Origin of the sequence: uncultured Ramlibacter sp., assembly GCF_936925435.1 — a bacterium.
Lineage (GTDB): Bacteria > Pseudomonadota > Gammaproteobacteria > Burkholderiales > Burkholderiaceae_C > Ramlibacter.
On sequence record NZ_CAKZHQ010000003.1, the window covers coordinates 73,820 to 99,727 of the forward strand.

The 25,908-nt window shown below is 68.7% G+C and carries 26 protein-coding genes; 10 read left to right on the top strand and 16 right to left on the bottom strand.

Annotation, left to right across the window (positions count from 1 at the left end):
• Window positions 1-27 precede the first annotated feature (27 nt).
• Window positions 28-1,338 (top strand): TRAP transporter large permease subunit, encoded by a 1,311-nt coding sequence (locus Q0632_RS02550; RefSeq protein WP_298924017.1) that lies wholly within the window; start codon window positions 28-30, stop codon window positions 1,336-1,338.
• Window positions 1,339-1,363: 25 nt separating this feature from the next.
• Here Q0632_RS02550 and Q0632_RS02555 read toward each other — a convergent pair whose 3' ends face one another.
• The 7 genes from Q0632_RS02555 to Q0632_RS02585 all read right to left on the bottom strand — a co-directional run bounded on the left by Q0632_RS02555 (window position 1,364) and on the right by Q0632_RS02585 (window position 6,921).
• A complete protein-coding gene (locus Q0632_RS02555) occupies window positions 1,364-2,056 on the bottom strand; it encodes a Crp/Fnr family transcriptional regulator (RefSeq protein ID WP_298924019.1) in 693 nt (230 codons plus the stop codon).
• Between the two features lie 77 nt (window positions 2,057-2,133).
• Complete coding sequence (locus Q0632_RS02560) at window positions 2,134-2,850, bottom strand: Crp/Fnr family transcriptional regulator (RefSeq protein ID WP_298924021.1); 717 nt, start codon at window positions 2,848-2,850, stop codon at window positions 2,134-2,136.
• A gap of 79 nt (window positions 2,851-2,929) precedes the next feature.
• Entirely contained in the window at window positions 2,930-4,297 is a 1,368-nt protein-coding gene (locus Q0632_RS02565; protein ID WP_298924023.1) for a sensor histidine kinase, read from the bottom strand.
• Window positions 4,294-5,310, bottom strand: a complete 1,017-nt coding sequence (locus tag Q0632_RS02570; RefSeq protein ID WP_298924026.1) for a SpoIIE family protein phosphatase — start codon at window positions 5,308-5,310, stop codon at window positions 4,294-4,296. Before Q0632_RS02570 ends, Q0632_RS02565 begins: the two co-directional genes overlap by 4 nt.
• Window positions 5,295-5,705 carry an anti-sigma regulatory factor gene (locus Q0632_RS02575; protein ID WP_367181165.1) on the bottom strand — a complete coding sequence of 137 codons (411 nt, stop codon included), beginning with the start codon at window positions 5,703-5,705 and terminating at the stop codon, window positions 5,295-5,297. Before Q0632_RS02575 ends, Q0632_RS02570 begins: the two co-directional genes overlap by 16 nt.
• On the bottom strand, window positions 5,693-6,067 hold the full coding sequence (locus Q0632_RS02580) for an STAS domain-containing protein (protein WP_298924028.1): 375 nt from the start codon (window positions 6,065-6,067) through the stop codon (window positions 5,693-5,695). Before Q0632_RS02580 ends, Q0632_RS02575 begins: the two co-directional genes overlap by 13 nt.
• A complete protein-coding gene (locus tag Q0632_RS02585) occupies window positions 6,067-6,921 on the bottom strand; it encodes an STAS domain-containing protein (protein ID WP_298924030.1) in 855 nt (284 codons plus the stop codon). The genes Q0632_RS02580 and Q0632_RS02585 overlap by 1 nt, the downstream gene beginning before the upstream one ends.
• A gap of 199 nt (window positions 6,922-7,120) precedes the next feature.
• Here Q0632_RS02585 and Q0632_RS02590 point away from each other — a divergent pair, with 199 nt between their 5' ends.
• Entirely contained in the window at window positions 7,121-7,759 is a 639-nt protein-coding gene (locus tag Q0632_RS02590) for a cold shock and DUF1294 domain-containing protein (RefSeq protein WP_298924032.1), read from the top strand.
• Here Q0632_RS02590 and Q0632_RS02595 read toward each other — a convergent pair.
• The 3 genes from Q0632_RS02595 to Q0632_RS02605 are packed head-to-tail and all read right to left on the bottom strand — an operon-like array spanning window position 7,721 to window position 13,572.
• Window positions 7,721-9,130, bottom strand: coding sequence for an efflux transporter outer membrane subunit (locus tag Q0632_RS02595; protein ID WP_298924422.1), 1,410 nt, complete (start codon window positions 9,128-9,130; stop codon window positions 7,721-7,723). The genes Q0632_RS02590 and Q0632_RS02595 overlap by 39 nt on opposite strands.
• Before the next feature lie 5 nt (window positions 9,131-9,135).
• On the bottom strand, window positions 9,136-12,306 hold the full coding sequence (locus tag Q0632_RS02600) for an efflux RND transporter permease subunit (RefSeq protein WP_298924034.1): 3,171 nt from the start codon (window positions 12,304-12,306) through the stop codon (window positions 9,136-9,138).
• Window positions 12,307-12,315: 9 nt separating this feature from the next.
• Window positions 12,316-13,572 (bottom strand): efflux RND transporter periplasmic adaptor subunit, encoded by a 1,257-nt coding sequence (locus tag Q0632_RS02605; RefSeq protein WP_298924036.1) that lies wholly within the window; start codon window positions 13,570-13,572, stop codon window positions 12,316-12,318.
• A gap of 61 nt (window positions 13,573-13,633) precedes the next feature.
• Here Q0632_RS02605 and Q0632_RS02610 point away from each other — a divergent pair, with 61 nt between their 5' ends.
• Window positions 13,634-14,275: a TetR family transcriptional regulator gene (locus tag Q0632_RS02610; protein ID WP_298924038.1), complete on the top strand. Its 642-nt coding sequence runs from the start codon at window positions 13,634-13,636 to the stop codon at window positions 14,273-14,275.
• Here the strand turns inward: Q0632_RS02610 and Q0632_RS02615 are convergent.
• Complete coding sequence (locus tag Q0632_RS02615) at window positions 14,244-15,017, bottom strand: aspartate/glutamate racemase family protein (protein WP_298924040.1); 774 nt, start codon at window positions 15,015-15,017, stop codon at window positions 14,244-14,246. The two genes, Q0632_RS02610 and Q0632_RS02615, sit on opposite strands and share 32 nt — an antisense overlap.
• A gap of 23 nt (window positions 15,018-15,040) precedes the next feature.
• Here Q0632_RS02615 and Q0632_RS02620 point away from each other — a divergent pair, with 23 nt between their 5' ends.
• Together Q0632_RS02620 and Q0632_RS02625 are read left to right on the top strand one after the other, a co-directional pair.
• Window positions 15,041-16,006: a TRAP transporter substrate-binding protein gene (locus Q0632_RS02620; protein WP_298924042.1), complete on the top strand. Its 966-nt coding sequence runs from the start codon at window positions 15,041-15,043 to the stop codon at window positions 16,004-16,006.
• Between the two features lie 192 nt (window positions 16,007-16,198).
• On the top strand, window positions 16,199-16,405 hold the full coding sequence (locus Q0632_RS02625; protein WP_298924044.1) for a CsbD family protein: 207 nt from the start codon (window positions 16,199-16,201) through the stop codon (window positions 16,403-16,405).
• Here the strand turns inward: Q0632_RS02625 and Q0632_RS02630 are convergent.
• Both Q0632_RS02630 and Q0632_RS02635 read right to left on the bottom strand, forming a co-directional pair.
• Window positions 16,402-17,406 (bottom strand): XdhC family protein, encoded by a 1,005-nt coding sequence (locus tag Q0632_RS02630; protein WP_298924046.1) that lies wholly within the window; start codon window positions 17,404-17,406, stop codon window positions 16,402-16,404. The two genes, Q0632_RS02625 and Q0632_RS02630, sit on opposite strands and share 4 nt — an antisense overlap.
• 15 nt (window positions 17,407-17,421) lie before the next feature.
• A complete protein-coding gene (locus tag Q0632_RS02635; protein ID WP_298924048.1) occupies window positions 17,422-19,557 on the bottom strand; it encodes a TonB-dependent receptor in 2,136 nt (711 codons plus the stop codon).
• 64 nt (window positions 19,558-19,621) lie between these two features.
• Between Q0632_RS02635 and modA the strand changes: the two genes are divergently transcribed.
• From modA to modC, 3 genes are read left to right on the top strand one after another with little or no spacing between them, the layout of a single operon-like run.
• Window positions 19,622-20,371 (top strand): molybdate ABC transporter substrate-binding protein, encoded by a 750-nt coding sequence (gene modA / locus Q0632_RS02640; RefSeq protein WP_298924050.1) that lies wholly within the window; start codon window positions 19,622-19,624, stop codon window positions 20,369-20,371.
• Window positions 20,372-21,055, top strand: coding sequence for a molybdate ABC transporter permease subunit (gene modB, locus Q0632_RS02645; protein ID WP_298924052.1), 684 nt, complete (start codon window positions 20,372-20,374; stop codon window positions 21,053-21,055). It begins immediately after the preceding gene.
• Window positions 21,052-22,134: a molybdenum ABC transporter ATP-binding protein gene (gene modC, locus Q0632_RS02650; RefSeq protein ID WP_298924054.1), complete on the top strand. Its 1,083-nt coding sequence runs from the start codon at window positions 21,052-21,054 to the stop codon at window positions 22,132-22,134. The genes modB and modC overlap by 4 nt, the downstream gene beginning before the upstream one ends.
• Window positions 22,135-22,261: 127 nt before the next feature.
• Here modC and Q0632_RS02655 read toward each other — a convergent pair whose 3' ends face one another.
• Window positions 22,262-23,332 carry a serine hydrolase gene (locus Q0632_RS02655; protein WP_298924056.1) on the bottom strand — a complete coding sequence of 357 codons (1,071 nt, stop codon included), beginning with the start codon at window positions 23,330-23,332 and terminating at the stop codon, window positions 22,262-22,264.
• Between the two features lie 41 nt (window positions 23,333-23,373).
• Between Q0632_RS02655 and Q0632_RS02660 the strand changes: the two genes are divergently transcribed.
• Window positions 23,374-24,249, top strand: coding sequence for an NUDIX hydrolase (locus Q0632_RS02660; protein WP_298924057.1), 876 nt, complete (start codon window positions 23,374-23,376; stop codon window positions 24,247-24,249).
• A gap of 104 nt (window positions 24,250-24,353) precedes the next feature.
• The gene (locus tag Q0632_RS02665; RefSeq protein ID WP_298924059.1) at window positions 24,354-24,794 is read left to right on the top strand and encodes a DUF4864 domain-containing protein; all 441 of its coding nucleotides are present in this window, start codon (window positions 24,354-24,356) and stop codon (window positions 24,792-24,794) included.
• 63 nt (window positions 24,795-24,857) lie between these two features.
• On the opposite strand, the gene Q0632_RS02670 is transcribed toward Q0632_RS02665, so the two are convergent.
• Window positions 24,858-25,157 (bottom strand): proteophosphoglycan ppg4, encoded by a 300-nt coding sequence (locus Q0632_RS02670; RefSeq protein ID WP_298924062.1) that lies wholly within the window; start codon window positions 25,155-25,157, stop codon window positions 24,858-24,860.
• Between the two features lie 140 nt (window positions 25,158-25,297).
• A complete protein-coding gene (locus Q0632_RS02675) occupies window positions 25,298-25,768 on the bottom strand; it encodes a L,D-transpeptidase (RefSeq protein WP_298924064.1) in 471 nt (156 codons plus the stop codon).
• Between the last annotated feature and the right edge of the window lie 140 nt (window positions 25,769-25,908).

The following is a 25,908-nucleotide window of genomic DNA, read 5'->3' on the forward strand; positions in this document are numbered from 1 at the left end:
ACAACACACAAGAAAAGAAAGCGCACCATGGAAACATTGGGCATCGGGCTGTTCCTGCTCGTCATCATGCTGTTCCTGCTGACCGGCGGAGTCTGGATCGCCATGACCCTGGCCATCTGCGGCTGGGTCGGCCAGGCCTTCTTCACCACCACCCAGCCGGGCAAGAACCTGTTCTCGGCCTTCTGGGAAAGCAACGCCTCCTGGGAGCTGGCGGCCCTGCCGCTGTTCATCTGGATGGGCGAGATCCTGTTTCGCACCCGGCTGTCCGAGGAGATGTTCGAGGGCCTCTCGCCCTGGCTCAACCGCATCCCCGGCCGGCTGATGCACACCACCATCCTGGGCTGCGGCATCTTCGGCTCGGTCAGCGGCTCCTCGGCCGCCACCTGCGCCACCATTTCCAAGGTGGCCCTGCCCGAGCTCAAGCGGCGCGGCTACGACGAGAACCTGGCGCTGGGCGCGCTGGCCACCGGCGGCACCCTGGGCATCCTGATCCCGCCGTCCATCACCATGGTGGTCTACGCGGTGGCGGCCGATGCGTCCATCATCCGCATCTTCCTGGCCGGCTTTCTGCCCGGCTTCCTGCTGATGGCCATCTTCATGGGCTACATCGCCTGGTGGTCCATCCGCAACCCGTCCAAGGTGCCGCCGCCGGACGCGCCCTCGACCTTCATGGAGAAAGTCAAAAAAAGCGGCAGCCTCATCCCCTGCGGCGCGCTGATCGTCTTCATCGTCTGGGTGCTCGTGACCGGGTACGCCACCGCCACCGAATGCGCAGCCTACGGCGTGGCAGGCTCGCTGGCCATCGCCGCGTACGGCCGCTCGCTGACCTGGAAGAACTTCTGCGAAGGCCTGATGGGCGCCACCCGCACCAGCTGCATGATCATGTTCATCCTGGCCGGCGCGGCCTTCCTGACCAAGACCATGGCCTTCACCGGCGTGCCGCGCGAACTGGCCGAATGGGTCAACGCCATGCAGCTGTCGCCCTACGCGTTGATCACAGCCCTGGTGGTGGTCTACCTGGTGCTGGGCACGGCACTGGACGGCATCAGCATGATCGTGCTGACCTCGGCCGTGGTCCTGCCCATGATCCAGAAGGCCGGCTTCGACCTGATCTGGTTCGGCATCTTCATCGTGCTGCTGGTGGAAATCGCCGAGGTGACGCCGCCGGTGGGCTTCAACCTCTTCGTGCTGCAGAACATGACGGGCAAGGACAGCAACACCGTGGCCCGCGCCGCCCTGCCTTTCTTCGGCTGCCTGGTGCTGTGCATCGCCCTGGTCACCGTGTTCCCGCAGATCGTCACCTGGCTGCCCGACGTGGTGATGGGCGTGCAGAAGTAGCCGTGGGCCGCAAGGCCCCGGGCCGTCAGCCGAGCAGGTCGGCGTAGACCTTGCAGTCGGCGGCGTAGCACCCGCAGGCGGCCGCCTCCAGGCCCGGCCGGTCGAGCACCTGCAGCTCGCCGCGGCGGTACGCGATCAGCCCGCTGCGTTGCAGCACGGTGGCCGCATTGGTGATGCCCACCCGGCGCACGCCCAGCATGTAGGCCAGGAATTCATGCGTGATGTGAAAGCGTGGCGAATGCGCCCGGTCCTGGCTCATGAGCAGCCAGCGCGCCAGCCGCGGGACGATCAGGTGGAAGCGCAGGCAGACTGCCGAGGCCGCGTGCTGCCCCATGAGCACATAGAGATAGCGGTCCACGTTGCGCTTGAGCGCGGGGCTGCGCCCGAGTTCCACGGCAAAGGCAGCGGCGTCCATGCGCCAGGCCGACCCAGCCCCCTGCACCAGGGCGCGCAGCGGCACGGTCTTGACGCCCAGGGCCAGGGACGCGCCGAGCATGCCCTCGAAGCCGATCATCCCGACCTCGATGCCGGGGCTGTCGCCGGTGACGGCGACCAGCGAAATGAAGCCGTCGAGCGGGAAGTAGACATGGCGCATGCGCTCGCCCGGGTTGCACAGCACCTCGGACAGCGTCAGCTCCACCTGCTCGCACAGCGCGAGCAGGCTGGCCCGCGCCCGGGCCGGCAGCGCGTCGATCAACTGGTTCTGGAAAGCGGTCAAACGACCTTTGGTGCGGCTGCCGATGCAGGCCCGTCGAAGCGACAGGGCCAGCGCATGCGCGAGTGGCGAGTATGCGCTCAGCCGGCGATGGCCGGCAGCAAGCGCTCGTATTCCTTCTTCACCACCGCATAGCATTCGCAGGTGCGCCGCTCCAGGCCATCGCGGTCCAGCACGGTGATGCGGCCACGCGAATAGCGGATCAGGCCGCTGGCCTGCAGCTTGAGCGCGCTTTCGGTCACGCCCTCGCGCCGCACGCCCAGCATGTTGGCGATCAGTTCCTGCGTCATCACCAGCACGTTGCCGGGCAGGCGGTCCAGGCTCAGGAGCAGCCAGCGGCACAGCTGCTGGTCCAGCGAATGGTGCCGGTTGCACACCGCCGTCTGCGCCATCTGCGTGATCAGAGCCTGCGTGTAGCGCAGCAACAGGTGCAGAACCGGCCCGCCACGGTTGAATTCGGTCTTCATGGCCTGGGCTTCCAGCCGGTAGCCCTTGCCGGCGCTTTGCACCACCGCGCGGCTGGGCGTGGATTCGCCGCCCATGAACAGCGAGATGCCCACCAGGCCCTCCTTGCCGACGACGGCGATCTCGGCGGAGGCGCCGTTCTCCATCACGTACAGCAGCGAGACGATGGAATCCACCGGGAAATAGACGTGGCTGAGGGTCAGGCCCGACTCGTACAGCACCTGGCCCAGCGGCATGTCGACCAGCTCCAGCAGTGGCGACCAGCGGTTCCACTCGCCGTCGGGAAGCGCGGCGAGCAGTCTGTTGAGGCGGGGATCCGGGGAATCGGGCATGAAAGCTGGCCAGTATAGGCAGTCACACCGGCCGCGTATGTCCTGTATCGCACATAAGGCCGCGGCGCTCCGGCGCGTCTCAGGCCACGCCCAGCCCCGGCCGGCCGTCCACTGCCTGCAGGTTCGGCGCAAGCGCCGGCTGCGGGGCTTGCAGGCCCTCGCGGACCTCGATGGCGTGCCGCGCGGCGGGCGCGCTGGCCAGCGGCAAGGTCACGGTGAAGCGGCTGCCCTGCCCCAGTCCCGCGCTGGATGCCGTGACCGTGCCACCGTGGTCCTCGGTCAGGCGCTGCACCAGGGTCAGCCCCACGCCCAGTCCGCCCGCATGGCCGGCGCTCGCGGCCTCGGCCTGCACGAACAGCCCGAACACCGTGGGCAGCACATCCGCCGCGATGCCGATGCCATCGTCGATGATGTCCACCACCGCATTGCTGCTTTCGCGCCGCACACCCACCGTGATGTTGCCGCCCTCGGGCGTGTAGCGCGCGGCGTTGTGGATCAGGTTGGACAGCACCTGCATCAGACGCGCGGCATCGCCGCGGATCCACAGCGCGTCGGTGTGCAGCTGAACGCTCACCGCATGGCGGCGTGCTTCGGTCGCCGCGCCCGTCATTTCCACCGCCTGGCTGACCAGCAGATTGACTTCCAGCGGCTGCCGCTCCAGCGCCACCTTGCCGTGCGTCACGCGGGACACGTCCATCAGGTCGTCCACCAGCCGGGCCAGCTGCGACACCTGCCTTTCCATCACCTCGCAGCGCTGCGCCAGTTCGGCAGTGGTCACCTCCTTCTTGCGCGTCAGGATGGACAGCGTCATCTTCAGCGTGCCCAGCGGGTTGCGCAACTCGTGCGCCAGCGTGCCCAGAAACTGGTTCTTGCGCTCATCGGCCTGCTGCAGTTCGAGTTGCCGCAGGCGCAGTTCGTCCAGCGCGAACAGCATGTCGCGGTTCTGCTGCTCCAGTTCCTCCATCGGCGTCTGCGTCCTGCGCGCGCCCAGTTGCCCGACCAGGGCGGCCATGGCGGCGGCGGTCAGCAGCGGCGCGCCGCGCGGCAGGGCCATGACGATGGTCACCATGGTGCCGCCACCAGCCGGGCATTCGACGCGCAACTCGTCCACCAGGCGGCGGCTGCCGGCGATGCCCAGAGGCACGCGGCCGTTGCGGTCGGCCGTCCCGGCCAGCACCGACGGAAGGTTCGCGATCCCGGGCCCCTTGTCGGTGACCTGCACGATGATCTGCTGCAGGCCGTGGCGGCCGGCCGCGTCGAACTGGAAGCTGGCGCTGCCCTCGGTCGCGTACTGCACCGTGTTGCGCGCGATCTCCGAGACCGCCGTCGTCAGGCGGGTGCGCTGGGTCTTGTCCAGGCCGAACAGCTCGCCGATCTGGCGGGTGCGGTCGCGCAGCAGCACCAGGGTGGCCGCCGACACCCGCGTCGTGAGCACCTGCTGCATCATCGCGTGCCCTTGGCCACCAGCACGGTGGCGTCGTCGGCGTCGCGTGCGAAGTCACGGTGCATCACCGACGCCACCAGGCTGGCATGGTGCTGCAGCAGGCCGGGGTAGCGCGCCAGGCTGCGCCGGTTGCTCAGGCCGTCGCTGCTGAGGATGACCACCGAGCCGCCCGTCCAGCGCAGCTCCTGGGTGCGGAAAGCGCGCGCGTTGTAGCCCACCACGCCTTCCACCGACAGCAGGTGCTGCGCGTCGTCGCCGGCATACACCGCACCGGCGATGTTGCCGATGCCGCAGAAGCTGAGGCTGCCGGCCATGGCGTCGATGGCGACCACGGCCATCACCGCGCCGCGCGTGGGCTGCAGCCGCTCGTGCGCACGCGCCAGGATGGCTGCCGGCGTGTCGCCGTCAGCGGCGTCGCGCACGGTTTCCACCGCTTCAGCCGCCGCGCGCGCGGCCAGCGGGCCGTGGCCCAGGCCGTCAACCACGCACAGCCGCTGCACGCGGCCTGCCTGGGTGAAGACCCAGGCATCGCCGCACTCGGTTTCTCCCGCCTTGGGCGTGGTGCGCACGCCGACCGACAGGGTGCCGGCCAGCACCGGCGGCGGCGGCGGCGCGCCGGCCGTGCGCGGCAGGATGCGCGACAGGAAGGCCGAGCCCTGGGCCGGCTGGGTGTAGACATCGAACACGTCGGAGGCGCGCATGATCACGCCCAGGCCGATGCCCAGGCTGCCGCCGGTGGAGTGGCCGTCGCGCGCCGAGGCCTGGAAGTTGGCGAAGCCCGGCCCCTTGTCCATGGCGACGATCTGCACGCCGCGCAGGCCACGTTCGGCCTGCAGGCTCAGGTTGATCACGCCGTGCTTGCCGTACTTGACCAGGTTGGTCGAGGCCTCGGTCGCCACCAGCGCCGCCCGGCCCTGGTCGGCCTCCGACAGGCCCTGCGCCGCCGCCATCTCGGCCACCAGGCGGCGCACCTCGCCGACCTGGCTTTTCTCGTGGACTTCTAGCGTCTTTTCCATTGCGTCACCGTCACTGTGGTGCCCTGGCCGGGCAAGGATTCCAGGGCGAAGTCATGGACCAGCCGGCGCGCGCCGCCCAGGCCCAGGCCCATGCTCTTGGCGGTGCTGAAGCCGTCGACCATGGCGCGGTCGATGTCGGCGATGCCGGGCCCCTGGTCGCGGAACACCAGTTGCAGGCCGGCGCGGCCGTCGCGCAGCACTTCGGCGATGGCCATGGTGCCGCCCCGCCCGTGGACCAGGGCGTTGCGGCCCAGCTCGCTGGCGGCGGTGACGAACTTGGTGCGCTCCACGGCGCCGAAGTCCAGCCGCGTCACCCAGGCCAGCACGGCGCGCCGCGCCAGCTGCAGCTGCTCCTGGGAGCGGATCTCCAGGATGTCCGGCGCTAGGGGCGCGATGGCGGGACTCCCGCTGCTTCGCGCAGCAGCCGCATTCCCTTGTCGATGTTCAGCGCGGTGCGCACGCCCTTGAGCGACATGCCCAGCTCCACCAGCGTGATCGCCACAGCCGGGCGCATGCCCACCAGCACCGTGGTCGCGTCCATGATGCGGGCCACGCCGGCGATGTGGGCCAGCGAGCGGCCGATGAAGGAGTCGACGATCTCCAACGCGGAGATGTCGATCAGCACGCCGCGAGCCCGCGTGCGCGAGAGCTTCTGCGTCAGGTCATCCTGCAGCGACAGCGCCAGCTGGTCGTGCAGTTCCACCTGAATGGTCACCAGCAGGAAATCCCCCATCTTCAGGATCGGGATCTGCTCCATCAGCCGCCCGCGCCGTCCAGCCGGCTGCTGCGGGTGACGGCCAGGTCGCACTTGGCCAGCGCCACGCGCAGCGCGTCGGCCAGCGTGGACTTGGTGGTCACGTTGGTCAGGTCCACGCCAAGGTGCACGATGGTCTGCGCGATCTGCGGCCGGATGCCGCTGATGATGCATTCGGCGCCCAGCAGGCGGGTGGCGGCCACGGTCTTGAGCAGATGCTGGGCCACCAGCGTGTCCACCGTGGGCACGCCGGTGATGTCGATGATGGCGACGGTGGCCTCATGCTGCACGATGCCCTCGAGCAGGTTCTCCATCACCACCTGGGTGCGCTCGCTGTCGAGCGTGCCGATCAGCGGCACGGCGACGATGCCGTCCCACAGCTTGATGACGGGCGTGGACAGGTCCAGCAGTTCCTGCTGCTGGCGCACGATGACTTCTTCACGGCTGCGCTGGTAGGCCTCCACGGTCACCATGCCCAGCTTGTCCAGCACGGTGGACGACAGCCAGGTCTCCTCGTTCAGGCGCTGGGCATCGTCGGCGAAGGCGCGGCGCAGCGCGGCGAAGACCGGCTTCTTGAGCGAGAAGACGAAGGTGGCGGTCTCGGTGGGCGAGAAGCCGGCCAGGGCCCGCTTCTTCGACAGGCTCGACAGCGCGGCGCGCACATCGTCCCAGTGCTGACCGGCCAGTTCCTCGTCGTAGCTGACGCGCACCGCGGTGGAAAACAGCGCCAGGAAACTGCGCGACTGTTCGTTGACCTCGTTTTCGTTGAGCAGCTCGCGCAGGCTGGTATCGGCCAGCTGGGAGGCGATCCAGTCGCGCAGGATTTCCGACTCGTGGGACTTCAGAATGGCGCCCATGCCCGTGTTTTGCGTCAAGCCTGTTCCTTGGGTCCAAGGAGCCGCCGGCGACGGTCAAACGGTGAACTGGCCGCATTGTCGGCCGCTGTGCTTGCGGCGTATGTGCGGCGCCGCACATAGCGTGCGTTGCAGCACGCCGCCAATGCTATCGATTCAATAGCAATTAACCCCATCGTGCCGGGCGGCGACAATTCCAGCGATGCACAAGAAAGGCTTCATCGTCCGCTGGTATCCCGAACGCGCGTTCGGCTTCATCCGCCCGGCGGATGCACAGGGGGACCTGTTTTTCCACCTGCGCGACTTCCGCGGCGCCGAGCTGCAGCCGCCGCACAAGGACATGGAAGTCAGCTACGAAGAGGTCGACGGCAGCGGCGGCAGGGGGCCGCGGGCAGTGAGGGTGCAGCCGCGGGGCTTGCCCAAACCCGCGCCGCGCAGCCGCGTAGCTGAGCCCCCGCAAAGCCGCAGCGCCGCCGGCAAGGCCATCGCCCCGTTGTTGATCCTGGCCTATGCCGTGGTGCTGGTCTGGGCCGTGTGGAACGGCAAGCTCCCCTTGTGGGTGCTGCCACTGTCCTGGGTGCTCAACCTGCTGGCCTTCTTCGCCTATTGGCAGGACAAGCACGCCGCCGGCCAGGACCGCTGGCGCACCGGCGAGAACGCGCTGCACCTGTGGAGCCTGGCCGGCGGCTGGCCCGGTGCCTGGGTGGCACAGCAGGGCCTGCGCCACAAGACGCGCAAGCACTCCTTCCTGAGAACCTACTGGCTGTCAGCCGCGGCGCATAGCGCCGTCCTGGTGCTCTGGCTATGGGGTGCGCAGCTGCACCGCCTGCTGCTGATCTGAAGGCGTTTCCCAGCCGCCGCCAAGGGCGCGGTACAGCAGCACCTGGTTTTGCAGGCGGGCCAGCCGGGTCTGTATCTCCAGCTGGCGCGCGTTGAACAGGGTGCGCTGGGCATCGAGCAGTTCCAGGTAGCTGGACACGCCGCCGTCATAGCGCAGCTGCGACAGGCGCAGGCGCGCGCTCTCGGCCTCCACCACGTTGCGCAGGGCCTGCTGCTGGTCGACCAGGGTGGTGCGTGCCGCCAGGCCGTCGGCCACCTCGCGGAAGGCCGACTGGATGGCCTTTTCGTACTGCGCCACGGCGATGTCGCGACCGGCCTCGGCCGAGGCCAGGCCGGCGCGGTTGCGACCGGCGTCGAAGATGGGCAGCAGTAGCTGCGGCGCCGCCGTCAGGCCCCAGGTGCCGCCGGTGAACAGGTTGGACAGGTCGGTGCTGGCCGAGCCGTAGCCGGCCGTCAGCGTGATGCGCGGGAAGAAGGCCGCGCGCGCCGCGCCGATGTTGGCGTTGGCTGAGATCAGCTGCTGCTCGGCCTGGCGCACATCGGGACGGCGCACCAGCACCTCGGACGGCACGCCCGCCGGCACATCAGGCAGCGAGATGGAATCGGTCGTCGCCGTGACCAGGAAATCCGCGGGCAGCGGCCCGCCCAACAGCAGGGCCAGGGCATTGCGGTCCAGCGCGCGCTGGCGCTCCTGCACGGCCAGCGACACGCGCGCCGACTCGTACAGCGACTGCGCCTGGCGCGAGTCCAGCTCGGAAGCCACACCGTTCTCGAAGCGCAGCCGCGTCAAACGCAGCGACTCCTGGCGCGTGGCCAGCGTCTCCTGTGTGAGCTTGAGCAGTTCGTCATCGGCCACCAGGCTGAGCCAGACATTGGCCACGTTGGCGACCAGGCTCATCTGCACGGCCTTGCGCCCCTCTTCGCTCGCCAGGTACTGGGCCAGCGCCGCTTCACTGAGCGAGGCAACGCGGCCGAACAGGTCAATCTCCCAGGACGAGACGGCGATGCCCGCGGTGTAGAGCGAGACGTCGACGCCACTGGCCGTCGGCGAGCGCGTCCCTGCGGCGGCGGCGTTGACGGTGGGGAAGCGGTCGGCCCGGCGGATGTCGTACTGGCCGCGCGCCTGCTCGATGTTGAGCACCGCCACCCGCAGGTCGCGGTTGTTTTGCAGCGCGATGGCCACCAACTGCTTGAGGCGCTCGTCGGGGAAGAAGGCCTGCCACTGCAGCTCGGTGGCCGGCGTTCCGGCCGTGGGCGCTGCGGCGGGCCAGCCGACCGCCACCGGCGCAGCCGGCCGCTCGTAGGTGGGCATCATCGAGCAGCCGGCCAGCAGGGCCGCCGCTGCCAGCGCCGTCAGGCGTGCGTTGAACATGCTTGTCATACCTGGTCTCCGGCGCTGGCGCCGCGGGGAAGTTCGGGCTCGGTCTCGTGCGCGTACTTGCGCCGTTGCCGTTCGCTGACCTTGAAGATGGAGCGCACCACCACGAAGAACACAGGCACGAAGAACACCGCCAGGCCGACGGCGGTGATCATGCCGCCGATCACGCCCGTGCCCAGGGCGCGCTGGCTGGCCGAACCCGCGCCCGAGGCCAGGAACAGGGGCAGCGTGCCCAGGATGAAGGCCAGCGAGGTCATCACGATGGGGCGGAAACGCAGATGGGCCGCTTCCAGCGCCGCATCGACCGCGCTCTTGCCCTGCGCCTGCAGGTCCTTGGCGAACTCGATGATCAGGATGGCGTTCTTGGCCGACAGGCCGATGATGGTGATCAGGCCGACCTGGAAGTACACGTCGTTGCTCATGCCCCGGGCCAGCACGGCCAGCAGCACGCCCAGCACGCCCAGGGGCACGACCAGGATCACCGCCAGCGGGATGGACCAGCTCTCGTACAGGGCGGCCAGCGCCAGGAACACCGCCAGGATGGCGAAGCCGTAAAGGATCAGGGCCTGCGAGCCGGCCAGCTTCTCCTCACGCGACTGGCCGGTCCACTCGAAACCGAAACCGGCCGGCAGCTGCGCCGCCAGCTTTTCCATCTCGGCCAGGGCCGCGCCCGAGCTGTAGCCGGGCGCCGCCGCACCTTCGATGCGCATGGCGGGATAGCCGTTGTAGCGCACGGTCTGCATCGCGCCGGTGACCCAGCGCGTGGTGGCAAACGCCGACAGCGGAACGGGCTGGCCGCGGTTGTTGCTGGCGTTGATCTTGAGCAGGTCCTGCGGCTGCATGCGCGCCGGCGCATCGGCCTGGACCACCACCCGCTGCAGCCGGCCGGCGTTGGGGAAGTCGTTGATGTAGGCCGAGCCCAACGCTGTGGACAGCGCCGAGTTGACGCTGTCGAAGCCCACGCCCAGGGCATTGGCCTTGTCGCGGTCGATGTCGATCTGCAGCTGCGGCGCGTCCTCCAGGCCGTTGGGCCGGACCTGGGCCAGCACCGGGCTCTTGGAGGCCATGCCCAGCAACTGGTTGCGCGCCGCCAGCAGGGCCTCATGGCCCAGGCCGGCGCGGTCCTGCAGACGGAAGTTGAAGCCCGAGGCCGAACCCAGCTCGGGAATCGGCGGCGGCGACAGCGGGTAGATGAAGGCATCGCGGATGCCCGACAGCGCGCCGAAGGCGCGGCCGGCCAGGGCTTCCGCCGAATGCTCCTTGCCCTCGCGCTGATCCCAGTCCTTGAGGGTGACGAAGGCCAGCGCGGCGTTCTGCCCCTGGCCGCTGAACGAGAAGCCCAGCACGCCCACCATGCTCTGCACTTCGGGCTGCTTGAGGATGAAGCCCTCGACCTGCTGCATCACGGCCAGCGTGCGTTCCTGCGTCGCGCCTGGCGGCAGCTGCACGTTGACGATGATGTTGCCCTGGTCCTCGCCCGGCAGGAAGGAGGTGGGCAGGCGCATGTACATCACCACCACGGCGCCGATGATGGCCGCGTAGATGATGAGGTAGCGCGCCGAGCGCTTGAGGATGCGCGCGACCCAGCCTTCGTAACCCTTGGCCGTGCGCGAGAAGCCCCGGTTGAACCAGCCGAAGAAGCCGCTTTTTTCGTGATGGTGGCCAGCTTCCACCGGCTTGAGCAAGGTGGCGCACAGGGCTGGCGTGAGCGACAGCGCCATGAAGGCCGAGAAGGCGATCGAAGTGACCATCACCGCCGAGAACTGCCGGTAGATGTTGCCCACCGAGCCGGAGAAGAAGGCCAGGGGCACGAACACCGAGATCAGCACCACCGTCACGCCGATGATGGCGCCGGAGATCTGGCCCATGGCCTTGCGCGTGGCCTGCAAGGGCGACAAGCCCTCCTCGCTCATGATGCGTTCGACGTTCTCCACCACCACGATGGCGTCGTCGACCACGATGCCGATCACCAGCACCATGCCGAACATGGTCAGCACGTTGATCGAAAAGCCCAGCGCCAGCAGGGTGGCGAAGGTGCCCAGCAGCGCCACCGGCACGACGATGGTCGGGATGATGGTGTAGCGCCAGTTCTGCAGGAACAGGAACATCACCAGGAACACCAGCACCACGGCCTCGACCAGGGTCTCGGCCACCTGGCTGATGGAAATGCTGACGAAGCGTGAGCTGTCGTAGGGGATGACGTACTTCACGCCAGAAGGGAAGTAGCGTTGCAGCTCGTCCATCTTCTTGCGCACTTCCTTGGCCGCCGCCAGCGCGTTGCCACTGGGCGAGAGCTGCACGCCGATGCCCACCGAGGGCTTGCCGTTCAGGCGCGCGGAGGTCGAATAGGCCTGGCCGCCCAGCTCGATGCGGGCCACGTCCTTCAGGCGCACCGATGAGCCGTCGGTGTTGGCGCGCAGAACGACGTTGCCGAACTGCTCCACGGTGGACAGCTGTCCCTTGACGATGACGGTGGCGGCGATGCCCTGGCCTGCGATGTTGGGCAGGTCGCCGATGGTGCCGGAGGCGACCTGGGCGTTCTGCGCGCGGATGGCGTTGCTGACGTCGGCCGACGAGAGGTTGTAGCCGCTCAGCTTGGCCGGGTCGATCCACACACGCATGGCACGCTCGGTGCCGAACAGCTGGGCCTGTCCGATGCCAGGCAGGCGCTGCAGTTCGGGCACGACGTTGCGCGCCGCGTAATCGCCCAGCGCGATCGGATCAAAGGCCGGGTTGTCGGAGGACAGGATGGTGAACAGCAGGAAGTTGCTGCGCGACTTGTCGACGCGCACGCCCTGCTGCACCACGGCCGTGGGCAGGCGCGGCGTGGCGCGCGACAGGCGGTTTTGCACATCCACCTGGGCCAGGTCGGCGTTGGTGCCGGGCTGGAACGACAAGGTGATGTTGCCCGAGCCGTCGGCCTGGGCCACGGCTTCCATGTAGATCAGGCCGGGCGAGCCGTTCATCTCGCGCTCGATGACCGACAGCACGCTGTCTTCCAGGGTCTGGGCCGAGGCGCCCGGGTAGAAGGCCGAGACCACGATGGCCGGCGGCGCGACCGGCGGGTACTGCGACACCGGGAGCTGGGTGATGGACACCCCGCCGACCACCAGGATGAACAGCGCGATCACCCAGGCAAAGATGGGCCGATCGATAAAAAACTTGGCCATGCTGTTCCCTTACTTGGCGGCCGAGGCAGCAGCGGCAGGGGCGGACGCAGGAGCGGCCGCCGCAGAAGCAGGCGCCGCCGCGGCGCCGGGGGCAGAGGGCTTGCCGTCGGTCCAGGGCACGGGCTTGACCGGGGCCCCGGGCCGCAGCTTCTGGAAGCCGTCGACCATCACCTGCTCGCCGGCCTTGAGGCCATCGAGCACCAGCCATTGCGCGCCTTGCGAGGTGGCGACCTTGATGCTGCGCGGCGCCACCTGGCCGTCGGCGCCCACCACCATCACGCTGTCGCCGGCGGCCGAGCGGGTCACGGCCTGCTGCGGCAACAGCACCGCGCCGCCGGCCTTGGCCTGCTCCAGCCGCACGCGCACGTACAGGCCGGGCAACAGCAGTCCGCGCGGATTGGGGATCTCGGCGCGCAGCGTGATCTGGCCGCTGGTCGGGTCGACCGACAGGTCGGAGAACAGCAGGCGGCCGGCTTGCGGGTATTCGCTGCCGTCTTCCAGCACCACGTGCACCACGGCGCCATCGGCGCCGCCCGAGCGCTTGAGTTTGCCCTCGTCGAAGGCACGGCGCAGCGCCAGCAGCTCGCCGGACGACTGCGTGAAGTTCACGTACATGGGATGAATCTGCTGCACCACAGCCAGCGGCGTCGCCTCACCCTGGCCGACCAGCGCGCCTTCGGTGACCAGCGCGCGGCCGATGCGCCCGGAGATCGGCGAGGTCACGGCGGCGTAGTTCAGGTTGATCTGCGCCGACTGCACAGCGGCCTTGCCGGCCGCCACCTCGGCCTCGGCCGCCTTCTGCGCGGCCACCGCGTTGGCGTAGTCCTGCTTGCTGATGGCATTGGCCTCGACCAGGGGCTTGTAGCGCTCGGCCAGGGCCTTGGCCTGGCTCAGGTTGGCTTCGCCGCGGGCCAGCGTGGCCTGGGCGCTGGCGACCTGGGCCTGGTAGGGCGCGGAGTCGATCGCGAACAGCTGCTGGCCGGCACGCACATCCGAGCCCTCACGGAACAATCGCTTTTGCACGATGCCGGCGGCACGCGCCCGCACCTGGGCAACGCGCGAGGCTTCCAGCCGGCCGGGCAGCTCGGTGGTCAGGTTGACCTCGCCCGGCTGCACCGTGACCACGCCGACCTCGGCCGGCGGCATGCCGCCGCCGGGCGCCTGCGCGTTATTGCCCTGGCCGCAGGCCGCCAGCAGGGCGGCCAAAACGAGTCCACTGGTCGGGACAAACGGGCGGGACAGAGCGGGCAGGCGAAAGGCGGCCATGGGGAATCCTCACGGGAAGGCGAAAAAGCGAAGCACGCAGTATACATTCATCAATGAATGTATGATGACGCCCATCATGGTTCGCCGCACCAAGGAAGACGCCCTCGCCACCCGCCACAGCCTGCTGGATGCGGCCGAGCGCGTGTTCCAGGCCAAGGGCGTGTCGGCGACCTCGTTGAACGATATCGCAAACCAGGCCGGCACGACGCGCGGCGCCATCTACTGGCACTTCAAGGACAAGGCCGACCTGTTCAACGCCATGATGGACCGCGTCACCCTGCCGATGGAGGACGCGCTCAACAAGCCGGCCGCACCCGAAGCGGGCGATCCCCTGCCAGCCATGCGCGCCGCCCTGCTGCACGCCCTGCACCGCACGGCCACCGACGAACAGACCCGCCGGGTGTTCGAGGTGGCAACGCAGAAGGTGGAGTACGTCGACGCCCTGTGCGCCGTGCGCGGCCGCCACCTGGAGGTGCGCAGCGACTGCCTGGCCAGCATGCAAAAGACCTTGAAGCAAAGTGCGCGCCACCGCGGCCAACGCCTGGCCCTGCCCTCCGAAGTGGCGGCGCGCGGCCTGCACGCCCTGGTCGACGGCCTGATCTCCAACTGGTTGCTGGACCCCACGGCCTTCGACCTGCGCTCCTGCGGCCAGCGCAGCATCGACGCCTACCTCAGCGGCCTGGGACTGCCGGCAACGGCTTGAACGGCGCCAGCAGGCGTTGCGAGTCCAGCAGGCTGCGCACCTGCCAGCCCGTGGCATCGGCGATGGCCTGTGCATAAGGCGGCATGTTGGTGCATTCCAGCACCACGCTGCGCAGGCCCGGTGCACGCGCGCGCAACGCCAGCGCCGCCTTCAGCACATCGTCACGGGCCTGGTCCAGGTCCATGGCCTCGAGGTTGCCCAGGATGGCGGTGGCGAACGGGCCAGCAGGATCGACGCCCTGCACCAGCACCCGGCCCAGTTGGTCTGGCTTGACGCCGGCTGCGCGCAGGTGCTCGGGGCCCAGGTGTCTGGCACTGATGGTCAGCACCCCGACCTGCTCGTCCTGCTGCAGCAGGTCCGGCAGCTGCAGCAGGCTGGAGCTGACCACCGGCACCTTGACCTGCGCCTGCAGCTCGCGCTGCAGCAGCACCAGAAAGCCGCAGCTGGTGGTGATGGCACGTGCCCCATCGCTTTCGAGCTGGCGCGCCATGGCGGCAAATGCCGGCAGCAGCCCGGCCGAGCGCAGGCCGGCTGCGCTGGCCACCACTTTGTCGGGCCAGGCGCCATGGACGATGGCCCTGCGGGTGGCGACGCCAAAGCTGTCGGGATGGCCGATATCGCCCAGCGGCCGGGGGAAGCGCGTGTCCAGCATGACGATGCCCAGGAAGCCGCCAGAGGCCGCTTGGGGTAAGACCGCATCTGCTGGCGCGGTATTTGCACTTATTCTCAACTCGTCATTCACAAACCGATTGTCCCGGAGTCCGCATGAAACTCAAGTTCGCCCTTTCCGCCGCCCTGCTGGCGCTGACTTCCCAGGGTTTTGCCCAGACCAAGTGGGACCTGCCCGCCGCCTACCCGGCCACCAACTTCCACACCGAAAACCTGACGCAGTTCGCCGCCGACGTGGACAAGGCCTCGGGCGGCAAGCTCAAGATCCAGGTCCATGCCAACGCCTCGCTGTTCAAGGCGCCCGAGATCAAGCGCGCCGTCCAAGGCGGCCAGGCCCAGATCGGCGAGATCCTGCTGGCCAACTTCCAGAACGAATGGCAGGTCTTCGGCGTCGACGGCGTGCCCTTCCTGGCCGACAGCTACGACTCGGCCAAAAAGCTGTGGGGCGTGCAAAAGCCCGTGCTCGAAAAGAAGCTGGGTGAGCAGGGCATGATGGTTCTGTACGCGGTGGCCTGGCCGCCGCAAGGCATCTACACCAAGCGCACGCTGGCCTCGGCCGCCGACATGAAGGGCCTGAAGTGGCGCGCCTACAGCCCCGCCACCGCCCGCATCGCCGAGCTGGTGGGCGCCACGCCGGTGACGGTGCAGGCCGCCGAACTGGGCCAGGCCATGGCCACCGGCGTGATCGACAGCTACATGTCGTCGGGCTCCACCGGCTTTGACAGCAAGACCTTCGAGCACATCAAGAACTGGTACGACACCCAGGCCTGGCTGCCCAAGAACGCGGTCATCGTCAACAAGGCCTCGTTCGACGCGCTGGATGCGCCGACCAAGCAGGCCCTGCTCAAGGCCGCCGCCGACGCCGAGGTGCGTGGTTGGGCCGCCAGCCAGAAGGCCAACGGCGAAACGCTGGAAAAGCTCAAGGCCAACGGCATGCAGATCCTCACGCCGCCGGCCGCACTCAAGGCCGACATGAAGAAGGTCGGCGACACCATGCTGACCGAGTGGCTGGACAAGGCCGGCCCCGAGGGCAAGCAACTGGTCGACGCCTTCCGCAAATAAGGCTGGCTTGCTGAGTCACAACGCCGCCTCCGGGCGGCGTTTTTGCTGGACTGCCGCCTCGGGGCCTGCGTTTTCATTGAAACCTCTGCTGTAGTCCATCCCGCACGCGCGCGCACGCCCTGCACTGGCGAAGCACGCACGGCTGCCCTCCTATCCTGAAGCTTCTTTCACAGATCTTTCCAAGGAGTCAGCATGAACAAGGACCAAGTCAAGGGCCGCGCCAAGGAAGCCGCCGGCGAAGTGCAGGAGCAGTTCGGCAAGCTGGTGGGCAGCAAGAAGCAGGAAGCCAAGGGCCATGCCCGCGAGCAGGCCGGCAAGGTGCAAAAAACCGTGGGCGACACCCGCGAGGCCATCGAAGACGCGGCCGACGACGTCAAGGACGCGTACAAGAAGCCCTAACCGGCTGCGCCCGGCGCCAGGCCATCCTTGGCCTGCGCCACATCCACGGCGCGCGGCAAGGCGACGCCGTTCTTCACCGCCAGGATTTCCGCCATCACGCTGACGGCGATCTCCGGCGGTGTCTTGCTGCCGATGTAGATGCCGATCGGCCCGCGCAAACGAGCCAGCGAAGCATCGGTCTGTCCGAAATGCTCCACCATGCGCGCATGGCGCGCCTGGTTGTTGCGCCGGCTGCCGATGGCGCCCACATAGAAGGCCGGCGACTCCAGCGCCTCCAGCAGGGCCAGGTCGTCCAGCTTGGGATCGTGCGTGAGCGCCACCACGCAGCTGCGCGCGTCGGGCTTGAAGGCCTTGACCACGTCATCGGGCATGGCGGTCAGCAAAGTGGCGCCGGCGACATTCCATGCGCCGCGGTATTCCTCGCGCGGGTCGCACACCGTCACCGCGAAGCCGCTGAACAAGGCCATGGTTGCCAGGTACTCGGTGAGCTGGCCGGCGCCGATCAGGAGCATGCGGTACTCGGGACCGAACACATTGACCGCATCCCCCTCCCCCACGCACAGCGGTTCGCTGTTGTCGCTCAGGGTCACGGCGCCATCCACCAACCGCACCGTGCGGCGCGTCAGCTGGCCGGCTTCCAGCCGCGCCACCAGCTGCTGCAAGCTGGCAGCATCCGGGTCGTATTCCAGCAGCAGTTCCAGAGTACCGCCGCAGGGCAGGCCGAAGCGGTGCGCTTCGTCGGCGCTGACGCCGTACTTGACGAAGGCCGGTGCGCCCGTGGGCAGTTGTTGCGCCCCGGTGTAGCGGAAGATCAGGTCGTCCTCGATGCAGCCGCCCGAGACCGAGCCAACCACGGCGCCGTCCTCGCGCAGCGCCATGATGGAGCCCACCGGCCGCGGCGATGAGCCCCAGGTCCGCACCACGGTGGCCAGCAGCGCACGGCGGCCGGCGGCACGCCAGTCGCGCAAGGTGCGCAGCACAAGCAGGTCCAGATTTTCCATCGCGTCGCCTTCTCCTCAGAACTGGTAATTGGCGTTCAGACCCACCAACCATGTGCGGCCCGGCGCCGGCTCGAAGAAGCGCCGGTTGCCCTCGTTGACGATGACCGAGCCCGAGTACATGCGGTCGGCCAGATTGTCCACACGCAGGAACTCCTTGAAGCTCCAGCGGCCTATGGCCTGCACGAGAGAAGCCCGCAGATTGAAGACACCGACCGCCGGCGCGTTGTCGCTGTTGAGGTCGTCCACCGCGATCTTGCCCACGTAGCGCCACTCCAGCGCCGTCTCCAGACCCCAGGGATTGTGCTGCCAGGCCAGCTCGCCATAGAGCGTGGCCTGCGGAATGCCGGGAATGCGGTTGCCGCTGGCGATCAAGGTGTTGGGCGTGGCGCAAGGTGCGGCAACGCAGGTCAGGAAGCTGCTGGTGTAGCGGGCATCGAGCCAGCTGGCCGACAACAGGCCCGACCAGCTCTTGCTCCACTGGCCTGACAGCACGGCCTCGACGCCATCGCGCTGCGTGCTGCCGGCGTTCTGGAAGCTGCTGCGCCCGCCGGTGTTGGACAGGACCACGATCTCGTCGTCGGTGCGGGCGCGGAAATACGCGGCATTCAATTGCACCCCGTCCGCAAGCTGGGTCTTGACGCCCAGCTCCCACTGCCGGCTGCTCGCTGCATCCAGGCCGAAGTTCATGCCGGTCGCGCCGCTGGGCCGGTAGGCCAGCTCGTTGAGCGTGGGCGTCTCGAAGCCCCGGCCCAGCGCAGCGTAGACATTGACCTGCTCGCTGGCGTGGAAGACCAGGCCCAGGGCCGGCGTGGTCGCCTGGTAGCTGGTCGAGCCACTGTCGTCGCCATTGCCCGCAGCGACGTAGCTGTCGCGCGAGCGGAACGAGACCTTGGAGTGGCGCAGGCCGGCCGAGGCGCTCCAGCGCTCGGCCATTTCCCATTGCGCCTGCAAATACTGGTCGAAGTTGCTGACCTTGTTGTTCTCATCGCGGCGCAGCGCGCCCTGCACACCGAGGGTGCTGCCGACGAAGTTCTGGTAACCGCGCCGCTGTTCCTTCATCTCGTCGGCGGCCAGGCCGGCGGTGAGGGTCAGCGGCCGTTCCAGCCAGCGGGTCTTGTTGGTCCAGCGCGCGTCCAGGCCCTGGTAATTGCGTTCGAGATCGATCACGCCCCCCGGTTGGCTGGGCGGGATCTGCGTGGCCACAGGGATGGCCTGGAACTGCTGCGTGGCGCGCTCGCCGGTGTAGACCGTGAACTGCAGCGACTGGCCGCCGCCCAGGCGCTGCTCCAGCACCATGCCGCCTTGCAACTGGTCGACCGACTTGCGGGTGTTGAACTGCAGGGCCACCGGCGTGGCCTGGCGTGGATCGGCCTGCATCTCGGCGCGGCTCAGGCCCAGCGGGTCCTGCACATCGGGCATGGTCACCTTGTTGAGCACAAAGCTCAGGCGCGTGTCCTCGCTCTGCTTGTAAGTGAGCTTGCCGTTGAAGCTGCCGCGCGAGGCAGCGCTGTGCTCGCGCCAGCCGTCAGTGCTGAAGTCGGCCGCGCTCAGGCTGTACTGCAGCTTGCCCTGCTGGCCGCCCAGGCGCAGCCCGGTGCGCCGCACGCCGTCGCTGCCGAAGCTGGTGGCCACCTCGGCTTCAGTCTGCGGCCCACCGTCGGCGCTGAAGATGCTGATGACGCCGCCTGAGGAATTGCCGTACAGGGCAGAGAAGGGGCCGCGCAACACCTCGATGCGCGAGGCCGAGGCCAGGTCGAAGTGCGAGACCTGGCCCTGGCCGTCGGGTCCGCTGGCCGGAATGCCGTCGGCATACAGGCGCAGACCGCGCACGCCAAAGGTGGAGCGGGCGCCGAAGCCGCGCGAGGAGATCTGGATGTCCTGCGCGTAGTTCTGGCGGTTCTGCGCCACCAGGCCGGGCACGCGCGACAGCGTCTCCGACAGATTGACCTGCAGCTGGCTGTTTCGGATCACCGCGCCATCGATGATGTCGACCGAGGCCGGCGCGTCGAAGGCCGATTGCGCGACCCCGCGCGTGACGGTGACCGTGATGGGTCGGAGACTGGGTTCACCGGGCCCGGTCTGCGCCAGCACCGGTGCGGCCAAGCAGGCCAGCAGGCCGCACAGCCCGATGGTATTGTGGTGTCTCTCCATGGGCCGATTCTTCCAGATCGCCATTCACCGCCCGATTGCTCAGCAAAAAACCACTGCAGACCCCGTGAATACTACCCTAGTAGCTATACTTTTCGTAGCGACGTGGGTCTGCGGCAGCGCCCACGCCGCCGACGTGCAGGTGGCGGTCGCCGCCAACTTCAGCGCCCCCATGCGCAAAATCGCGCCGCAGTTCGAGAAGGACACGGGCCACAAGGCGGTGCTGGCCTTTGGCGCCACCGGCGCCTTCCACGCGCAGATCCGCAACGGCGCGCCCTTCCAGCTACTGCTGTCGGCCGACGACGAAACGCCGGCCCAACTGGAGAAGGAAGGCCTGGCTGTGGCCCACACCCGCTTCACCTACGCCACCGGCCGCCTGGTGCTGTGGAGCGCGCAAGCCGGCGTGGTCGACGCCAAGGGCGAGGTGCTGGCCATGGGTAGTTTCGAGCGCATCGCCATCGCCAACCCCAGGCTCGCCCCCTATGGTGCGGCCGCCATCGAAACCCTGGCCAGGCTCCATCTCCTGGACAAGCTGCAAACGAAATTCGTCCAGGGCGAGAACATCGCCCAGGCATTCCAGTTCGTCTCCACCGGCAACGCGCCACTGGGCTTTGTCGCCTTGTCGCAGGTGATGGTGGACGGCACGATCAGCAAGGGCTCGGCCTGGGTCGTGCCGGCCCACCTGCACAGACCGGTCCGGCAAGACGCCATCGTCCTCAACCCCGGCAAGGACAGCCCCGCCGCCGCGGCCCTGACAGCGTATCTGAAGGGCGACAAGGCGCGTACCATCCTGCGCTCCTACGGCTACGAGATCTGAATGCCCTTCAGCGCCGACGACCTGCAAGCGATCTGGCTCACGCTCAAGCTGGCCAGCCTCAGCACCGTGCTACTGCTCTTGCTGGCCACGCCCCTGGCCTGGTGGCTGGCCACCTCGGGCTCGCGCTGGCGCGCGCCGGTCGGCGCGGTGGTGGCCCTGCCCCTGGTGCTGCCGCCCACGGTGCTGGGCTTTTACCTGCTGGTCAGCCTGGGCCCGCAGGGCTGGGGCGGCCAGTTGACGCAGGCCCTGGGCCTGGGCCTGCTGCCCTTCACTTTCGGCGGCCTGGTGCTCGGATCTGTCATCTACTCCCTGCCCTTCGCCGTGCAGCCGCTGCAGCATGCCTTCAGCGCCATCGGCACACGGCCGATGGAGGTTGCTGCGACTTTGCGTGCGCGGCCGCTGGATGCGTTTTTCAGCGTGGCCCTGCCGCTGGCCCGGCCCGGCTTCATCACCGCCGCCATCCTCAGCTTCGCCCACACGGTGGGTGAGTTCGGTGTGGTGCTGATGATCGGCGGCAACATCCCGCAGCAGACGCGCGTGGTCTCGACCCAGATCTACGGCCACGTGGAAGCCATGGACTACACGCAAGCCCATTGGCTGGCCGGCGCCATGGTGGCCTTCTCGTTTGCCGTGTTGCTGGGACTGGCGCTGTTGAACCGGCGCGCGCCGCGGGTGCTGATGTGAGCGACGCCAGCCACATCCGCCTGGCCTTGGCGCGGTCGGAGTTCCGCCTGCAAGTGGACCTGGACCTGCCGGCACGCGGCATCACCGTGCTGTTCGGCCCCTCGGGCTCGGGCAAGACCACGGTGCTGCGCTGCGTGGCCGGCCTGGAGCGGGCCAGCGATGCCATCGTGCGCATCGGCGGCGAGCTCTGGCAGGACGAAGCAGCAGGCGTCTTCCTGCCGACATGGCAGCGCCCCCTGGGCTATGTCTTCCAGGAGGCCAGCCTGTTCGAGCACCTGGACGTGCAAGGCAACCTGGACTACGGCCGCAAGCGCGCCAGCAGCGGCAGCCAGGCCATCGCCCTGGACGCGGTGATCGCGCTGCTGGGGATCGGCCATCTGCTGGCGCGACGCACGCATGAACTCTCGGGCGGCGAGCGCCAGCGTGTGGCCATCGCCCGCGCCCTGGCCACGCAGCCGCGCCTGCTGCTGCTGGACGAGCCCCTGGCCTCGCTGGACCACGCGCGCCGCCAGGAGATCCTGCCCTGGCTGGAGCGGCTGCGCGACGGCCTGCAGATCCCCATGCTGTACGTGACGCACTCGGCCGACGAGGTGGCGCGCCTGGCAGACACCCTGGTGGTGCTGGACCAGGGCAAGGTGGTGGCGTCCGGCCCGACCGCGCAAGTGCTGGCACGCATCGATACGCCGGTGGTGCTGGGCGAGGACGCCGGCGCCCTGCTGCAAGGCACATTGAGCGAGCGCGATGCGCGCTGGCAGCTGGCCAAGGTGGACTTCAGCGGCGGCAGCCTGTGGCTGCGTGACAGCGGCCTGGCCCTGGGCCACGCCGTGCGCCTGCGCGTGCTGGCGCGCGACATCAGCATCGCCACCCAGCCGCCGCAGGCCACCAGCATCCAGAACATCCTGCCCTGCACCGTGGACAGCATCGCCGCCGACGCCCACCCCTCCCAGGTGCTGGTGCGTCTGGCCTGCGGCACGGACTACCTGCTGGCCCGTGTGACGGCGCGCGCTGCCGATGCGCTGGCGCTGGCGCCTGGGATGCAGGTGTGGGCGCAGGTGAAGTCGGTGGCGCTGGTGGATTGAATACCCGCCGTTTGAGCTGGACTGCCGCGACCCGCACTTCGTGCGGGGCCCCGCCCGCCGGTAAACGCCCATGCACGACCCCGTGACGCTATCCTTTCAATAGCATTCCAGGGCCAATGGGCGGGTTCTAGCTGCCGATTGACTTCAAAACTGCGGCCATGCGGCTGACAAAACCGGCAGCCCCAGCCCCACCCAGCCAACGCACGACCACCACGGCCTGGTGCTGCGGATCGATCCAGACATAGTGGCCGCCGGCGCCGACCATGAACCAGCTCGTGTGCGAGGCATCGGCAAACATGCTGCCACCACGGTTCAACCAGGCCAGGCGGCCGTAGAAGGGCGCGATGGCGCAGGGCTGCTGCATGCGCTCGATCCAGTCCTGTGGCAGCAGCTGCGACCCCGCATGGCGGCCGCCATCGAGCAACAGTTGGCCCAAGCGGGCCTGGTCCCTTGCGCCGATGGACAGGCCGGCGCCCCAGTGCGAGCCGCCCGGCACTGACTGCACGCGCTGTCCGCCGACCTCGACCCAGGCGTCGTCGTAGCCGACCCACTGCCAGTTGTCGCTGGCGCCGATGGGCTGCATCACGGCCTCACGCAGCACCTGCGGCAGCGGCCGGCCGAACAGGTGCAGCAGCGCCAACGACAGCTGGTTGATTCGCACGTCGTTGTATTCCCAGTAGCTGCCCGGCGCCTGCAGGGGGCGCGCATCGCCCTTGCGCCCCTGCGGCGGCTTGGGGTCGTGGGACACGCGGCGGTAATGCTCGACCTGGTCGGGCATGCCCAGGCAGATGCCTTGCCATTCGCTGGTCTGCTCCAGCAGATGGGCCCATGTCACCTGGCGGTTGTGCGCGTCGTCGAAGCCGATGCCCGGCAGGCGGCGCACCACCGGCTCGTCGGCGTCCGGCAGCAGGCCGCGTGCCTGGGCCACGCCGGCCAGCACGGCCAGGTAGGTCTTGGCCACGCTGAAGGTCAGGTCGGCGCGCTCGGGCTCGCCCCAGGCCGCCAGCTCCTTGCCGTGCTGCCAGACCACGCCCGACACCGGGCCGCGCGCATGGACCAGGCCGCGCAGGCGGTTGTAGGGCGGCGGGTCCACATGGTGCACGCCCCAGCGCGGCGGATCGGCAGCGGGGTCGCGCGGCCAGTCGACCTCGTGCTGCTGGGCCCAGGCGATGGCATCGGAAAAATCAGGTGTGCTCATGTCGCCATTCTCGCCCGGCCCGCGTCTGCTAGCCTCCAGGCATGGTACCGCACAACGACGCGATCGAGGGCGAGGCCAGGCCTGCCGCCACGCTGCTGATGCTGCGCGACGGCAGGCCTGGCCCGCAAGTGTTCATGGTCAAGCGCCATGGCCTGTCCGACGTTCTGGGAGGCGCCCATGTGTTCCCCGGCGGCAAGGTGGACCGCGAGGACGCGCAGGACGCGTTGGCCGGGCGCACGGACTGCCATCCCGACGCGCTGCATGCCGCACTGGGAGAGCCGCAACTGGAAGCGCCGGCTGCCGCCGGCCTGTATGTGGCGGCGCTGCGCGAGGCCTTCGAGGAAACCGGCGTGCTGTTCGCCCACGGCGCGCAGGCGGCCGAGGCGGCACGTGCTTCGGCCCTGCTGCGCGAGGGCCGCAGTTTCGGCGAGGTGCTGGCCCTGCTGGACCTGCAGCTGCAGGCCAGCGCCCTGGTCCCATGGTCGCGCTGGATCACGCCCCTGGTGGGCGGTGTGATCCGCAAGCGCTTCGACACGCGCTTCTTCGTCGCCGCCATGCCGGCCGGCCAGCAGGCGGTGCATGACAACCACGAGGCAACGGAAGGCACGTGGCTGTCGGCGCGCCAGGCGTTGCAGCAATACTGGGACGGGCACATGGAGCTGGCGCCGCCGCAGATCATGAGCCTGGTCCACCTGGCGCGCCATGCCAGCGTGCAGGATCTGATGGACGAGGCCCGGCGCCGCGCGCCACCGGTGATCCAGCCCGAGGCCTTCGTGCAGGACGAGGTGCGCGTGCTGTGCTATCCCGGCGACACCCGGCATTCCGTTGCCGGCCGCGCCCTGCCCGGCCCGACACGGCTGTACTACCGCAACCGCCGCTTCGAGCCGGCAGGCGGCTTCGCGGCGCTGTTTGACTGAACCGCGTCCGACGGTGCGCCGCGCAGTGCGCCTACAGCATTGGGGACCACCCTTGCCTACTCTGGATTCATACACTCCATCCACCACCCTGCAGGGAGAGCAAGATGCCAACACGCTTCACACGCTTCTTCACCTTGTTTGCCGCGGCCTTGTGCGCCACGGTGCACCTGCAGGCGGGGGCGGGCCCGATGAACGACGCGGACGCCGAGAAGGTGCGCGGTGTGATCGTGGCGCAGATCGCTGCCTTTGCCGACGACGATGCCGAAACCGCCTTCCAGACCGCGACGCCCGAGGTGCGCGCAGCCATCGGCAGTTCGGGCCGCTTCCTGGCCATGGTGCGCGGCGCCTACCCCATGGTCTACCGCCCGGCCTCGGTCAGCTTCCACAAGCCCGACGCGGATGAAGGCAGCGTGCTGCAGCTGGTCGAGATCACCGACGGCAACGCCAAGTCCTGGCTGGCCCTGTTCGCGCTGGAGCAGCAACCCGACAGTTCCTGGCGCATCAGCGGCTGCCTGGTGGCCGAAAACCACTGGCAGTCGGTCTGACCGCTGCGTTGCACTGACAAAAAAACCGGGCAATGCCCGGTTTTTTTGATTGCCCGTCGCAACTCAGTTGCGGTCGGCACGCTGCGCGCGCGGGGTGGTGGTCGTATCCGAGCTCGCGCCCATGGTGGAGCTGGAGGTTGTGCTCGAGCCGGCCGGGGCGGCGGCAGTGGAACCCGCGGTGGAGCCGGTCGAGCTTTGCACGCCGGTCGTTCCCATGGGCGTGCCCTGCGAACTTTGCTGGCCTGCGCCGACGGCGGGATTGGTGACGTTGCTGTTGGGCGGCGTGCTCTGGGCGACGGCGGTACCGACAACGGCGACGGCAGCGAGACCGGCCAGCAGGCCCTTGATGTGCGATGCGTTCATGCGATGACTCCTGAATATTGGATGGGAGGGTTGTCGCCAGCAAAATCGCCAGCTGTCTCCAGACTAGAGGCTCTGCAAAACGGCCTCGTCAGTGCCATCCCCCAGCGCATGTGGGACAGCGCCTGCCTGGGCAGGCGCACTCACAGCGCGAACGCAGCCTCGCCGATCTGCCCGCTTTCGGGCAGCACATAGACGACCGCGCGCCGTTGCCCGAGCACGGGCTGCACCACGGAGGCGTAGAACGCCACCGGCACCACCACGCAGCCCAGCGAAGCACGGTTGTCGTCTGGTGTGGCGGAAACCAGCTGCGCCTGGCGCTGGCGCAAGGCCGGGCCAGGGCGCAGGCGGTGGATGGCAAAGGCCGAGGCGTAATCCACCCAGACCACGTGCTCGCCCTGCAGGTTGCGCCCCGGCTGCGTGAGAAAGCGGCCCGCGGGCGTGGTGCGCTCGCCGCGCGCCACCTCGCCGGTCTGGGCGCGTTGGCCAACACCGGGAACCGAGTGGTCACCGCGGTCGGCGCCCAGCAGCACGGCGCTGCTGGCCAGCAGGCGGCCGCCCGCTTCAAAGACGTGGATGCGCGCGTGCTGCTTGTCGACGATGGCAAATGGCATGCCATGGGCGTCCTGTGCAGCCCAGCGCTCGACACTGCGAACCCCTTGCGGCAGCGGCGCCTGCGCGAGCGCCGCCGCTGTCCCTGCCGCGCACGCAAAGGCGGCGGCCCTGCTTGTCCAGCCCATCCGAGTCCCCATTG